At 43.0% G+C, this 15,255-nt stretch carries 13 protein-coding genes and 1 pseudogene; all 14 read left to right on the forward strand.

Annotated features, from left to right (window positions below):
* Positions 1-47: 47 nt before the first annotated feature.
* The 14 genes and pseudogenes from DXA36_RS29035 (at position 48) to DXA36_RS29100 (ending at position 15,080) form a co-directional block, all read left to right on the forward strand.
* Positions 48-1,010 carry an aldo/keto reductase family protein gene (locus DXA36_RS29035; RefSeq protein ID WP_207666386.1) on the forward strand — a complete coding sequence of 321 codons (963 nt, stop codon included), beginning with the start codon at positions 48-50 and terminating at the stop codon, positions 1,008-1,010.
* Positions 1,011-1,036: 26 nt separating this feature from the next.
* Complete coding sequence (aepY, locus tag DXA36_RS29040; RefSeq protein WP_118682753.1) at positions 1,037-2,167, forward strand: phosphonopyruvate decarboxylase; 1,131 nt, start codon at positions 1,037-1,039, stop codon at positions 2,165-2,167.
* A 50-nt stretch (positions 2,168-2,217) separates the two neighbouring features.
* Complete coding sequence (locus DXA36_RS29045) at positions 2,218-3,120, forward strand: peptidase (RefSeq protein ID WP_118682754.1); 903 nt, start codon at positions 2,218-2,220, stop codon at positions 3,118-3,120.
* 24 nt (positions 3,121-3,144) lie between these two features.
* Positions 3,145-4,293, forward strand: a complete 1,149-nt coding sequence (locus DXA36_RS29050; protein ID WP_118682755.1) for an HpcH/HpaI aldolase/citrate lyase family protein — start codon at positions 3,145-3,147, stop codon at positions 4,291-4,293.
* A 132-nt stretch (positions 4,294-4,425) separates the two neighbouring features.
* Entirely contained in the window at positions 4,426-4,935 is a 510-nt protein-coding gene (locus DXA36_RS29055) for a fumarate hydratase C-terminal domain-containing protein (protein ID WP_118682756.1), read from the forward strand.
* Positions 4,928-5,788, forward strand: coding sequence for a fumarate hydratase (locus DXA36_RS29060; RefSeq protein ID WP_118682757.1), 861 nt, complete (start codon positions 4,928-4,930; stop codon positions 5,786-5,788). Before DXA36_RS29055 ends, DXA36_RS29060 begins: the two co-directional genes overlap by 8 nt.
* A 700-nt stretch (positions 5,789-6,488) precedes the next feature.
* Positions 6,489-7,543 (forward strand): annotated as a pseudogene (locus tag DXA36_RS29065) (IS1380 family transposase).
* Positions 7,544-8,146: 603 nt separating this feature from the next.
* Positions 8,147-8,650, forward strand: coding sequence for a VanZ family protein (locus DXA36_RS29070; RefSeq protein WP_118682758.1), 504 nt, complete (start codon positions 8,147-8,149; stop codon positions 8,648-8,650).
* 25 nt (positions 8,651-8,675) lie between these two features.
* Positions 8,676-10,088, forward strand: coding sequence for a sugar transferase (locus tag DXA36_RS29075; protein ID WP_118682759.1), 1,413 nt, complete (start codon positions 8,676-8,678; stop codon positions 10,086-10,088).
* Between the two features lie 151 nt (positions 10,089-10,239).
* Positions 10,240-11,352 (forward strand): LCP family protein, encoded by a 1,113-nt coding sequence (locus tag DXA36_RS29080; RefSeq protein ID WP_118682760.1) that lies wholly within the window; start codon positions 10,240-10,242, stop codon positions 11,350-11,352.
* Positions 11,353-11,586: 234 nt separating this feature from the next.
* A complete protein-coding gene (locus DXA36_RS29085; protein WP_182479311.1) occupies positions 11,587-12,339 on the forward strand; it encodes a class B sortase in 753 nt (250 codons plus the stop codon).
* A gap of 14 nt (positions 12,340-12,353) precedes the next feature.
* A complete protein-coding gene (locus tag DXA36_RS29090; protein WP_118682762.1) occupies positions 12,354-13,475 on the forward strand; it encodes an LCP family protein in 1,122 nt (373 codons plus the stop codon).
* A gap of 96 nt (positions 13,476-13,571) precedes the next feature.
* Complete coding sequence (locus DXA36_RS29095; RefSeq protein WP_118682763.1) at positions 13,572-14,270, forward strand: hypothetical protein; 699 nt, start codon at positions 13,572-13,574, stop codon at positions 14,268-14,270.
* 543 nt (positions 14,271-14,813) lie between these two features.
* Positions 14,814-15,080, forward strand: a complete 267-nt coding sequence (locus tag DXA36_RS29100; RefSeq protein ID WP_308623979.1) for a helix-turn-helix domain-containing protein — start codon at positions 14,814-14,816, stop codon at positions 15,078-15,080.
* The last annotated feature ends 175 nt before the right edge of the window (positions 15,081-15,255 follow it).

A 15,255-nucleotide genomic window follows, 5' to 3' on the forward strand; every position in this document is an offset into this window, starting at 1 on the left:
AGTAACGATTTGAGAGCTTTATTACAATCAAAGAGGAGGTTACGGTGATGAATCATATTAATTTAGTTATGGGAACCATGACATTTGGTGAATCCGTATTTCACCCAGATGCGGATCAGTTTGTCACAATGTTTTTAAATGCAGGATTTGATGAATTGGATACAGCTTACGTATATAATGAAGGACAGAGTGAAAAGTTGTTAGGTGACATCTTAAAAAAGATTGACCGTAGCAACGTGAAAATTGCATCTAAGGTAAATCCACGCATCAGTGGGAAGTTGGATGGCGAGGCTGCACATCTGCAATTGAATAGTTCCCTAGAGCGGCTTGGAGTGGATTATGTGGATACCTTTTTCTTACATTTTCCGGATCCATTCACACCAGTGGAGTCTGTGTTGGAGGCTTGCGCAGAACTTCATACGCAGGGTAAATTTAAGGAACTTGGATTGTCGAATTTCCCGGCCTGGATGGTTGCAGATGTGTGGCACATATGCGATAAGAATGGTTGGGTGAAGCCGAAAGTATTTGAGGGTATTTACAATCCGTTGACGAGAAAAGCAGAGATTGAACTTAATGACGCTCTAAACTATTTTGGAATGAGGTTTTATGCATATAATCCGATGGCAGGTGGTCTTTTGACGGGACGCTATGAGAAATTTGAGGATATTCCTACCGACGGCAGATTTACACATCGTCCTAATTACCAGGGAAGATATTGGAAGAAGAGTTATTTCGAAGCAGTGAATCTCATAAAAGTAGTGGCTAGCAAGTATGAAATTTCGACGATAGAGGCGACGTATCGCTGGCTTGTATACCATTCCATGTTAAATGGAGACAGGGGAGATGCCATCATCATTGGGGCGTCGAAGCTGGAACATCTAAAGCAGAATATGGAAACAGTAAAGGCGGGTCCACTGCCGGAAGATATTCTGAGGGCATTTGAGAAAGCGTGGGAGTTGAGTAGAGCAGATAGTCCAGAATATTTTACATTGTTTAAAGGAAAAAAATAAATCGTTAAGATTGACAAGGAGTCAACATGCTAGATCAAAAAAAGGTATTTGAAGAATTAGAAGCGCAGGGTGTGATTTTTTATACAGGAGTGCCAGATTCTTATCTGAATGGGTTCTGTAACTATTCTTTGATGCAATTTCCAGAGAGAAATATTATTGCTGCCAATGAAGGAAATGCTGTTGGAATAGCGGCCGGCCACTACTTTGCAACTAAGGAAATCTCGCTTGTGTATATGCAAAACAGTGGAATGGGAAACGTGGTTAATCCTCTGGTATCTCTTGTAGATAAGAATGTGTACACTGTGCCTATGCTCTTGCTTATTGGATGGAGAGGTCAGGGAAATACAGAACCAAAGCACCCTCAACATAAACTACAAGGAGAGATCACAACGGGACTTTTGGATATCATGCATATTCCGTATACGATTCTCTCTGATGATGATGTGGCATTTGCAGAAGCGCTTCAGGAAGCTGTGAATTATTGTAAAAAACACAGACAACCTTATGGCCTTATCGCACCAAAAGGTGTGATGGCCGCCAGCGAGAAGACGATCAATAAAGATAATTTTTATCCTATGAGCAGAGAAGATGCCATAGAGGTGATTCTTGATCAGTTTCCGAAGGATACCATCTATTCAGCTACAACTGGTAGGGCGACAAGAGAACTATTCTTCCTCCGGGAAAGACGCGGAGAAGGGAAAGAATGTGATTTTCTAAATGTGGGTTCTATGGGACATGCTTCCTCGGTTGCGCTGGGCATGGCTCTAGGAAAGCCTGAACGAAAAGTAGTTGTATTGGATGGCGATTGTGCAGCCATGATGCATATGGGAGCCTTGACTATGGTAAGCAAGCTGAATGTGCCAAATTTCATCCATATAGTGTTGAATAATGGAGCCCATGAGTCCGTAGGAGGTCAACCATCCGCAGGACATAAGGTCGATTTCACACAGATAGCAGAAGGCTGTGGTTATGCCACTGTTCGACATCCAGTAACTAATAAGGATGATCTGATTAGGGCGATTAGGGAACTAAAGGATTGTGGAAAGGCAGCGTTTATAGATATCCGAATCCATAAAGGGCTTGCAGGAAACCTTCCGCCATTGAACTTCTCACACAGGGGAGCTATAGATTCCTTGATAGAAGAGTTGAATGGATGAATGCTAATAGAAACGGAGCATAAGCTCCGAGAGAAAGGAAACATATACTAATGAATAGCATGGACAAGACAAGAGAATTTTTACAGTCGATGGGATTACCGGGAGGAGATGCTTACCAACTTCCGACATCGAAGAAGAGATTTAAGGATGGTGGGCAGTACCGATTTGAGGTTCCCGGTATCCAAGGACCTAAAGTAATGCAGGCACTTTTGGAGTCTATGGATTCTTATGGCCTTTACCTACACAGAGTAACTCAGACACAGGGCATCATGTGCCTTACAGATGAAGAGATCAGCAAGATGGTAGACCTTGCACATAAGTGGGAAACCGACTTGATTCTGGCAATCGGACCGAGAGCAACCACAGATACTTCTGCCTCTGTACATACTGAGGAAGGTGTCCGTATGGGCTATAGACTCCGCGGTCAGGAGCAAATCGTTCGTGCAATCGAGGATGTAAAACGTGCCGCAAGACTTGGTTGCCGTGGATTCCTTGTCTATGATGAGGGATGTCTATGGGTATTAAATCAGATGAGAAAAGCTGATGAGATTCCAGCAGACTGCCATTTCAAGGTTTCTGCACACGCCGGTCATGGCAATCCGGCTTCAGCAAAGCTGTTAGTGAATATTGGTGCAGATTCTGTCAATCCAGTACGTGATATTCAGCTTCAGATGCTTGCTGCAATGCGTCAGGCCATTGATTGTCCTATCGATATTCATACGGAAAATCCGAAATCCACGGGGGGATTTATTCGCCATTATGAAGTTCCAGAGATGATTCGTATTGCAGCACCGATTTATCTAAAGACAGGTGGTTCCGTTGCTGTGACACATAACTGGGATAGCACAGTTGAGGATGCAAAGAAGAGGGCGAAGCAGTGCATGCTGGTAAAGCGCATGATAGACGAATACTATCCTGAAGCAGTGTGGTCTACTAAAGGGACGCTAATATAGCAATTAGGAGGAAAACAATAAATTATGAGACACCATAAGTATAATAAGAATTTCAGATTCGTAGTAGAGCCGGAGCAGTTTAATAAGTATACGGATAGAGAATTGCTACAGTACTGTTTGGGAGCTACGATGTATATGCCAGGAATTAAGGATTTTGCGCCGAAGATTCTAAACGAATCAATACCCGGACTAACAACGATTGTACTATGTTTTGAAGATGCATGCCCTGAAGACAGGGTGGAGGAAGCAGAGCAGAATGTATATCATTTATTAGACACTATCACAGATGCGATTGATAAAGGAACATTGTCAGACGATGCTATCCCGCTAATTTTTGTACGTATTAGAAATTTAACACAGTTTAAGCATTTTGGTAATGGTTTGACTAAGAAGCAGGCACGTGCATTATGTGGTGTTAACTTTCCAAAGTTCAATGCGGAGAACGGCTATGAGTATTTTGGGTTTCTGCAGGATTTGAATGAGCGTTTAAATGAAATTTTATACGGCATGCCAATTATTGAGGATTCAAAGGTGGCATACAAGGAAAATAGAATGCCAGAATTGATTAGAATCAGGAAGATTCTTGATAAGTATCGTAATCTGGTTTTACAGGTACGTGTTGGGGGTACGGATTTTTCGTCTGTATTCGGTGTTAGAAGAGGTGTGGATTATTCTATCTATGATATCATGACTGTGCGGGAGTGTTTGGCTGATATCATTAATGTATGTGGACGTAACAATGATTATGTCATTTCTGGTCCTGTGTGGGAATATTTTCGTGCACCAAAGGAGATGATGTTTGAGGAACTTCCTAAACACGGACTGGAGGACTACTTGATGAAGCGTATTCCTATTGTGAATAACGAGATTGATGGGTTGCTTCGTGAGGTAATACTTGATAAGGCGAACGGTTTTGTGGGGCGTACTGTAATCCATCCTACTCATATCAAATTTGTAAATGCACTTATGGCAGTTACAAAGGAAGAGTATGATGATGCCTGCATGATCTTGGGACATAAAGAAGGTGGAGTAATTAAGGGAACGGGGGCAAACAAGATGAATGAGATAAAGCCACATACCAATTGGGCAGTAAAAATTTATTATAGGGCACGTGCATTTGGCGTAATTGAAAATGAAGGTGCCTACGTAAAATTGTTTGCAGTAAATAGTTAAAATTATTTTTCGTATAATTATTTGTATCGTTACCTTGAGAAGACTTTGAAGGTCAATAAAAGGTTGTAATGCAGAAACCTTTTATGTAGAAGAATGGATACAATTATGTTGAGGTATAGACTGGAGGAAATAATGGCTATAAATGTACAGACACCGATTTCTGATGATGTCATAGCTAGATTGCAGATAGGAGACACAATCCTTATCACAGGTGAGATTCTCTGTGGGAGAGATGCGGTGCTTCCAAAGTTAATCCATTTGATTGAGGAAGAAAAGGTAGATACGCTGGGTCTCAAATTAAAAGGCAAAGTTATTTTTCACACAGCAGTAAGCCCTGCTGGTGTAGGACCAACATCTAGTAACAAGCTAGAGATTGAAAGTAGTATGGAACCACTCTCAAAGGCAGGTGTGAAGCTTCATCTTGGGAAGGGAGAGATACATAAAGAAACGATTGCAGCCTTAGATATCTACAATGCTGTCTATGCTGTAATCCCTCCTGTTACCGCACTTTTAGGAGATAAGACGATTGAGCAAAAGCTTGTTGCTTTCCAAGAGCTTGGCATGGAGGCACTTTATCAGTTAAAGATAGTTCAATATCCAGCCATTATCGCTGCTGCACACGGAAGGAGCATTTATGAGTGAGTTAAATTACAGTGAGATCGTTGCCCGTGTACGGGTTACCCTGGTAGAAGCTGGATCTACCTTCCGTGAGGATAAGAAGGAATCTTATAGGAGGGCGATCCAGGGTGAGACAAATCTAAAAGCAAAGTGGATTTTAGAGACAATCTTAGAGAACGCTGAGGTGGCTCAGAAGAATCACAGTCCACTCTGTGATGATACCGGAATACCTCACATAGTTTTGGAAATCGGATCGGATGCCGTTGTGACCGGTAGGATACTGGACGCGATCAAAGAAGGGATAGTAGAGGGCTTGCGAACCCTTCCGGGAAGACCAATGGGGATTATGGGGGATGACAGCCGCAGAATTAACCAGTCTGGTGGCCTGAATCAGGACAGTGCCGGCGTGGAGCCTGCACCAATACTCATCAGAAGATGTGAGGAGAACGTGGTAAGACTGCATGTTCTGATGTTTGGTGGTGGTCCTGCCATTCGAGGAAAGACATGCCACGTTTTTCACAAGCATAACACACAGGTGGTTATAGATGAAATCGTAAAGTGGGCGACAGAAGGTGTGGCGGCGCTGGGATGTTCTCCATGTACACTTGCGGTGGGCGTAGGACGTAGTCATTATGAAGCTACCTCCATGATGCTTCAAGCACAGGTGGATGGAAAATATGATGTTCAGACTGAAATGGAACAGGAGATTACTAGAAGAGTGAATGAAGCGGATATCGGTCCGCTAGGATTGCACGGTAAAACCAGCGTTATTGCAACATATATGAAGGTTGGTCCCCAGAGAGCGAGCGGAGTAAGGATTGTCTGTGTACGTCCTAATTGTTGTTTTGAGCCAAGGATTGCAACTGTAGTTTTGTGAATGAAAAATTAGTGGTAGGATAATTTTAGCAAATAGTCTGCTTGCAATATGGATTAATATCAGAGTTAATTTCATATATTAGGGATGAAAGTATTATAGGTTCATATCCAACTTGATCGTTCATGAATAGTGATTTTTATCGTAACCCGTCCCACTTAAGTATAGGTGCAGAACAGATATTTTTCCAGACTGTGCACCTCTGTTCTGGTATTTCGTTCCTGAAAAGAACTAACCTAAGTTTCCAAATTTCTGGTACATAAAATGTATTTTCGTTCCTCATGAAATCATGTTGCTTCGGTTTTCTAATGATTTCGTTATGGTATATAGTTTTTATCTTTACATTTGAATCTGGAAACACGCGAACTGTCTACTATTTTACAGAGAGATGAGGATAAAAATATCCTAAGCACAAGCCGTAGACTATATAAAGATTTTCAAGGTTAGAGATATCGCCTAACATGAGAGCTCCCGGAGTAGATGGAGTGTCCTATTTTGAATGGAGAGCCTGAGAGTAAAGAAATCCACTAGAATAATGAGCCTGAATTATTCATGATAATTCATTCCACAGCGGCTAAAGCCGCATAGTTACAAGCTTTTAACTGAGTATTGTATTTCACCTGTTAGATGATATGGAAAAAGAAGCAAACTTTTGTTTAATTTTAGGTGTCGAATCCATATAAAAACAAAGGGAGGTTCTCATATGCATATTTCAAACACAAAAGCATTAGAATGCAATAGACAAATTAAAATAAATTTTGACGGAGGTGATTTATCCTTCGATGCAGGGCTTCTTTTAATAAAAGAATTCACCTGCAAACTTGGTTTTATCAAGATTTTACAATCTATGTTTAAAACCAATGACACTGCTATCTTTCGTTATCATAAAGAGGACGAAAACTTATGGCAGATGATTTACCAGATACTCGGTGCATACTTTGAGGATGACTGTGCTGATGAACTGACAAATGATCCTGTGCTGACCGCAATCCTTGCGAAGAATGCTCTGGCTTCACAGCCTACGTTGTCTCGATTCTTTAATCGGATGGATGAATCAGTTTTATAATCTCATGCGCAGATTCCGGAACGTAGCCATTGCTTCTTCGTGGCGATAGTGGATTTACAAAGCCTGAGTTCTATGAGCAGTGTGAAACGGATGGTGTGTCCTATGCGGTTCGCTTAAAGCTGAGCGAACTATTACGGAAACTGGCTGCTGAAATCGATAACGTCTTACAGAAGCGATAAAGGATGATCTTACCTCATATGCCGTTGCGTATGGAGAATCCATGTATCAGACTGGATCCTGGAACGTCCGCGACGAGTTGTATGCAAAGCAGAAAAGCCTGCAGGGCAGTTTGTTCACATGTACATATTTATTGTAACAAATAGGGATTCATCACCCGAGTTGGTAAACAAGTTTTACTGTAAACGCGGCACAATGGAGAATTATATTAAAGAAAGCAAAAATGGTTTTGATTTTACCGCTGTCAGCAGTTCATACAAAATCGTAAATGCAAACCGTCTCCAAGTACATGCACTGGCATACAACATATTAATTGGTTTAAACGAATGGTACTGCCTGCAAACATGCGTAAACAGTTGGTAGATACCATACGCTTGAAATTGCTGAAGGTAGCAGCAAGAGTTGTACGTTCAGCAAGATATATCACATTTAAGCTTTGCCGTAGTAGCCCTTATAAAAATGAATTCTATGAAACGCTGAATAATATAAGCAGGCTACAGCCGAAGCTGGAGTAATACAGTAACTATGGACCATGAGAAGGAAAGATGCAGATTTTAGTCTTACAGGGAAAGTCTATCCTTTATCCGGGTATTCCTCATGCTAAATCTCATAATCGTCGGTTCGAAACACATGAAACGAATTATAAGGCAGGAATTATAATGTCATGAATAATTCAGGATGAGTTCTTATATACAAAATAAAAACAAGTAAAAAATTTTAAATTCTATAATGAATTTAAGAAAAAATTCATTCAGATAAACTAAATATAATAAATATTTAATGCGATTTAGAGATAAATTTGAGATTTAAGTTACAGGATATAAAATTGTTAGTTACATGATTTTAAAATTACCACTAGAAAATCCCATCCATTTATGCTATAGTATCCAAGATAGAGCAATAAACGTAGATAAAATACCAGTTTTAAAATCCAAAATAACCCAACCGGTAACACCCCAATACCCCTAATGAATTTATCCCCCCGTTTATTCTCCGCTAAAACTATTGACACAACAGATTTCCGCATACTATACTTAAGAGAAAATAAAAACCAACGCCTCACAAAAAGGAACCCCTAAAATAACCCACACCACATTACATAATAGAAGGACCCCCAAATGCCCCTCATTCAACCACCCAAATGGTTCCGCTGCACCATATGGACCATTTTTACCTTCATATTACTAATAACCCTCTACCTGTCCTTCCAAAGCGGCCCAGCCACCAAAGCTTTAGAAAAGCCCTTTGTAACCCAGGTAACAGGCACCTTGGCAAACGCTCCAACCCAGGAGCAGGTACTGACTATCACCTACTACCTCCGTCAGGCAGGCAGGGCTATCCTTTTCTTCGCATTAGGATTTACCGGAAGCTGGGCGATCCTCCTCACCTTCCGAAGGATTACGGCAAAGCTTCGCATACTATCCACAGCAGCCATGCTGTTCGCCATAGCCTTTTTTACAGAATTTATGAAACTTTTTATAGAAGGAAGACATTATTCCTTCCCTCAATGCCTGGAAGGTTTCCTCTTCGGCATGCTGGGATACCTGTGCATTAGTATGATCTTGCACTTATTTGCACATTATAAAGACAGAATCAAGAAAAAAGCAGGAGCAGAAGCGTAACCGCTTACTGCTTTACCGGAGGCATATGTACCAGAAGAAGTCTAATCTGCAAAATTTAATAATTATATCGATAGACTGCCTTGTACTTGTCCTCAGTCTCGGTATTGCCAACTATATCAGGCATCAGAAGTTTTTCAAGGGACTGAATAATCCCACGGATATGAAAGTTCTGATCGCTATTTTTTTGGTGGTATTCCTGATAATCAACCTGTTTAAGAACTGGTATAAGAAAATGCTGCTCCGCGGGCCTTTCCAGGAACTGCTGGAAACCATTAAGATGAACCTTGTGACATTGGCCGGAGCTACCTTTGCTTTATATTTTACCAGGGTAATCGACGAATATTCCAGAAAAGTGCTTGTTTACTTTGTTTTTATAGATGTTATTCTGATGTTTCTCGTCCATCAGCTGTACAAAAAGTATCTCCCTATATTTTACAAGGTAGCCGGAAATGCAAGACAGCTGCTTCTTGTAGCTTCTGCCAGGGAAGCGGAGGCTTTGGCTGCAGAGATGAAGAGCATCAAAGACTACAGTTACCAGATAAAAGGGATTATTCTGCTGGATGGGGAGGAAAAAGAGGTGGGAGGCATCCCGGTGGTTGCTCCCGGAAAGGAACTGATTGAATACTGCCTCACAGCTTCTCTGGATGAGGTAATTATCTGTACGGACAGACAGACGCAGGAGGAAAGAAAAGAAGATCTGGAAAATCTGGCAGCTATGGGGCTGACCATCCATCTGCAGGTTCCTGTCCTGGAGCTTACAGAGGCTCCTCAGCGTATCCTTTCCCAGTTCGGACAGTTCCATACGATTACCTATGCCAATAAGGTAGCTCCGTTCGGGCAGCTTATGCTGAAGCGTCTTATCGATATAGCCGGAGCCTTTGCGGGCAGCCTGGCATTGCTTGTCCTTACGGTTGTTCTGACACCTGTTATCAAGCTGGATTCTCCTGGCCCGGTCTTTTTCGCGCAGAAGCGTGTGGGGCGGAATGGCCGTATTTTTAAGATGTACAAGTTCCGATCCATGTATACCGATGCGGAAGAGCGGAAAAAGGAGCTGATGGCACGGAACGAGATGGACGGGCTGATGTTTAAAATGGAAGATGATCCCCGCATTACCAGAGTTGGGAAATTCCTGCGAAAAACAAGCCTGGATGAGTTTCCGCAGTTTATCAATATTCTCAGAGGGGATATGAGTCTGGTAGGTACCAGGCCTCCCACGCTGGATGAATTTGAGCATTACCAGTCTTATCATAAGAAAAGACTCAGTTTCCGGCCGGGGCTTACCGGTATGTGGCAGGTGAGCGGCAGAAGTGATATTACGGATTTTGAAGAAATCGTCAGGCTGGATGTGGAATACATCGACAACTGGTCTGTAAGTCTTGATCTGAAAATTTTGATAAAAACAGTTCTGGCTGTTTTTTCCAAGAGCGGGGCCAGGTAATTTTTTTATGCTCAAATTTCCTGTTTTAAGCGTATATTAATTTACGTTTTAAAATGCCGATAAGGTATAAGGAACCTTTATGTAACTGTGAGGGGGACTGAACAGTTACAATTTTTAACAAAACAGGATAAAAGAAAGCAGGAACCAGAGGATGGAAAAGTTAAGCAAGGCGGATCTTGAAAAAGAAGAAATATTAAATCCGGAAAAAGCGGAGAAAAGAAGGCTCAGGAAGCGTAAAGCCCGTCTAATGGCAGCAGTGACAGTAGTCTGTGTGATTTTTGTGGTAGGTACCACCGGTTTTATGGTCGTGCGTGCTATGGGGAAAAACAGCATAATGAGTAAAGGCGGCGGTATGGAGCCGGCAATTTCCACAGATGTAAAGGTAATGGATAAGGTGGCACAATGGCAGGATGGCTGGATCGGATATCAGGACAAGATCTATGAATACAATGATGATATCATGACTTTTCTTATCATGGGTATTGATAAAAAGGACAAGCTGGAAACCGTTGAAAACGGAGGGCAGAAGGGGCAGGCGGACGCGGTCTTTCTTGTAGTGATGAATCCGCATAATAAAAAGGTGGATTTGATAGCTGTTAACAGGGACACGATGGCGGATGTGGAGGTGTACGGACAATCGGGGGCCTATTCCGGTACAGTTAAAGCCCAGATTGCGTTGCAGCATGCATATGGGGATGGAAAGGATAAAAGTGCCCGTTTGATGGAAAAAGCCGTTTCAGCGCTGCTGTATCAGCTGCCTATCCATGGTTATCTCGCTGTGAATATGGACGGGATTCCTACAATTAATGATATCATAGGCGGCGTGGAGGTGGAATGTCTGCAGGATTTGACGGCTGCGGACCCGGCCCTTAGTGCAGGTGATACGGTAAGGCTGGAGGGGGAAACGGCCTTCTGGTATGTAAAGTACAGAGATACCGATGTTTTTGAAAGCAACCGTCATCGCCTGGAAAGGCAGGCGCAGTATCTGCAGGGATTTATCGAGCAGGCCAGAGCGGCCTTTAAAAAAGATGTCACCCTGCCTCTCACGCTGTTTCAGAAATTAAGTCCTTATATGACCACGGATATAAAAGCGGACGAAGTTACCTATCTGGCTACGACAGCCGCTTCCTATGCCTTCAGCGGAGAAATCCATATGCTGGAAGGGGAAACCCGTATGGGGGAGGTTTATGAGGAATTTTATCCAGACGAGGATGCTCTTCATCAGCTTGTTATCGATATTTTTTATGAAGAGGTACAGCAATAGCTATTACCGCCTCTGGCGTTAATATGGGAAGCTATACAAGAATCATCAGGAGGGGAGGGCCTGTAAACCATATACGGGCAGGTTCCGTTCCGGTTCAGAACCGGAGGAATTCTGCAGCAGCCGGCGTAATTCGTTTAGAATCGTTATCTTTATGTGCTCTGTATGCTTCCCGGAGCCGGCATGTTCCTGACAGGTTATTCCCGGACAATGAAACCGAATGAAAAGGATAAAAAGATGTTACATAAAAAATACAAACTTCTGAATAATGTTTTTATCATTTCCCCATTTCTTTTGTTCTGTTTGCTTTTGGCAGGCTGCGGCAGTAAAACCGGAGAACAGGGCAATACACAGACGGATACCCGTCAGACGGTTGAAAGTGCCGATCTGTCTTTGGCAGATTTTATGAAAGAAGATGGTACAGCGGATATGCAGTCTTTGCAGAATATAAATGTGGAGGCCTACGCATGGCTGGAAATCACCGGGACAGATATCAGCTTTCCGGTATTGCAGCCGGCAGAGGACGAATACTTTTACCTGAGCCATAATATTTACGGGAAAGAGGATGAGGACGGCTGCATTTATACGGAGTATTACAACAATAAGGATTTTGGCGATCCCAATACCATTATATACGGTCGTAACAGGGATAAAAGATTCGGCAGGCTTCACCAATACAAGGACAGGGATTTCTTTGATTCCCACAGGGAAGTAAAGATATATTTGGATGACAAGGTACTTACCTATCAGATTTTTGCGGCATATACCTATGATGACCGGCATTTAATCGCAACATATGATTTTTGGGATCCGGCAGTCTATTCTGCATATTTGGAAGACATCTTTGCGATCCGTGCGATGGATGCTTTTATCGACAGCTCCGCCCCGGTTTCCGCAGAGGATAAAATCATTACATTATCCACCGGGGTAACAGGTGAGGATGACAAGCGTTATCTGGTGCAGGCTGTGCTTGTGCCGGAACAGGCCTGAAAGGCGGATGGAACATGGAACAGAAACGAAAAAGAAGAAGAAAAAAGAGAAAGCGGTCCGCAGCTAAAAAAGCCGGTATTTTCCTTGCCGTTCTGCTGTCGGTTCTCCTTTTGTTTCTCCTTTTGCTGCTGGTTGGATATTTATGGATGGAAAGCCATGGGCGGAGTGCTTTTGCTCAAAAGCAGGAAGCGGTCCCGGAACAGATGCAGACGGTTTCCGTATCGGAAAATGATGCGGGAGAAGCATTGGAAGCAGGGACGCTGCGTTACAAGGGAAAGACATATACCTATAAAAAGGATGTTTTGACCTTTTTATGTATGGGGATAGATAAGACCGGAGAAGTGAAGGCTTCCTCCGATTTATACAGGGGCGGACAGGCTGATGCCCTGTTCCTGGCGGTTTTGGACCCCCGGGAAAATAAGATCAGTGTAATCGGTATCAACAGGGATACTATGACGGAAATAAAGACTTACGATCCCAATGGCTTATATTCCGGAAAAGAGGTTGCACAGATAGCCCTGGCCCATGCCTATGGAGAGGGGCTGGAAGAAAGCTGTGAAAATACGGTGGAGGCTGTTTCCAATTTATTCTATGGCCTGCCGATTCATGGATACTGTGCTCTGAATATGAGTGTTATAGCCGCAATTAATGATGCGGTGGGCGGTGTGGAGGTTACCATACCGGAATCCGTAGCTAAGGGCGGTATGAAAATAAATGGTACACGCTACGGCGGTGAATGGAAGACGGGGGACCGCGTTCATCTGGAGGGCGAAGAGGCCTATGTATATATAAAGTACCGTGATACAAAGGAAGCGCAGAGCGCGGAAGCACGTCTGTCCCGTCAGAAAGAGTATTTACAGGGATTTATCGGACAGGCAAAGGCAGCTATGAAGCAGGATATGACGCTTCCGCTGAAGCTGTATACGCAGGTTTCTCCTTATATGGTTACGGATATATCCGCAGACGAAGCAGTTTATCTGGCAGGACAGGCATTATCCTACAGTTTTGACCAGAATGACATATATACGATGGAAGGGAACGTGGAAATGGGTGAAATGTTTGAGGAATTTTACCAGGATGATACGGCCCTGTATGAACTGATACTTCAGGTTTTTTATGAGGAAGCAGCTCCGTAAGGCTGTTGTTACAGCTTACCAATGGTATTAGCGGACGGGCAACCGGACGTTGATATAAAGAAGCCACACACACTATAAGAAAGGGGGATGATTGACATGAAAAAGAAAATGGCAATTGTTCTTTCAGCAATTCTCGCATGCTCTATGGGCATGACTGCGATGGCGGCTCCCAGTCCGTCCATCCAGAAGGAACCTGTAGCGCAGGTCGTTGTGAGCCCTTCTGTCGGTACAAGCAATACCGTTACCACACAGGCTGTAAGTGTTTCCAGCGACAAGTCTGCAGTCCTTCCCGGAACAACCTTCAAGACCGCAAGCGGCCAGGTTGTGGACCCGGCTGCAGTAGCAATGGTTATCGCACCCGCTTCCGCTGAACAGGCACAGGCTTCTGCCGCATCTTTAGCAGCAGCAATGGCTTCCAGCAAAATGCAGGTAGTTAACTTTACCGGAAGAAACGGACTGTCTCTTACAGACAGCAAAGGCAATCTGAATGTTGTTAACAACATGGTAATTGGCCTTCAGACCGCAGCCGGTGAAGCTGTTGCACAGAACGGTTCCGTATCTGCAGCATTCGCGCTGGCAGATATTCTCGGAGCAGCTACTCTGGCTGAAGGGGAAACCATTCAGGCATTATACCAGAGAGCAGACGGAACATGGGTAGCCGTTCCGGTAGTTATCAAGAACGGTGCAGTTGCCGTTGCACTTCCTGCATTCGGCGGCGCTGTAAATGTTACATTTGTTGTAGCCAAAGGCGCTCATATGGAAGATGTTCCGGCAACAACTTCTCCCAGAACCTGATAGTTCTGGATTCGTACTAAAACTATTTCCTAAAATCAACTTGTGTGGTTTCAAAATACCTGGTTTCCGGAATATCGGAAGCCAGGTATTTTTTTTTTGCCCTGAGTACCGGCAGGTGCTTCTTTTAAGTTATCGATATAATATTACTATTCCAGTACAGTGGCCGGATGGACGCCGACTGCCGTAAACCGGGGAACAAAATCCATTGTTCGGAGAAATATCTGCATCTTTAGGAATATACCGAATTTTTCAAAGGACTTTTGATAGATGCCGCAGACGTTGATTATTTGTATTACGGTTTATATGGTAATGGATATTCATTTTTTTTGTGCAGATTAACGGATTGCCTCAAAAGGTATTGTTGGATGTGCCATATATGGCACATCTTTTGCCGCTTCGGATATCTAATTCCCTCGTTTGTAGTCACGGAGTAAAAAGTACGTTAAAATACTACTACAGTTCAGTGGAAAAAGCAATTCTTGCTTATGGAATATGCTAAACTGAAAAAAACGAAGTTTGGTAAATTTTGGAAGTAAGGTGCAAATGATGATGGATTATGTAGTTATTATGCGTGGCTTAAGAGAGGACAACGATGTAAAGCAGAGGGAGGTGGCCGAGTACCTGAACATTGATCAGAGGGTCTATTCCAGATATGAAAGAGGGCAGAACGCTATGCCTGTGAGATTTATCCCTTTGCTTTGTGACTACTATAATGTATCAGCGGATTATCTGTTGGGAAGATCAAAAGAAAAGGACTACCTCGGCGCTGACAAATCCCGTAAGCTGGGAGCCACGAAGAAGAACGGATAACACAAGACAACTGAAGAGGGAACATATGCCTATGGCATACGTAAAAAAGGACGGTTTTTACCGTTCTTTTTTCTTGTGAAAAAGTCCGGTTTCGGCTATAGTATTAGGTGTGTGAAGAAACGGCTTCCGTAAGGAATGCCGTATTGGTCTGATTTTGAAGAAATTTTTAAAGAAA

It is taken from the genome of Eisenbergiella sp. OF01-20, assembly GCF_003478085.1.
Classification (GTDB): domain Bacteria; phylum Bacillota; class Clostridia; order Lachnospirales; family Lachnospiraceae; genus Eisenbergiella.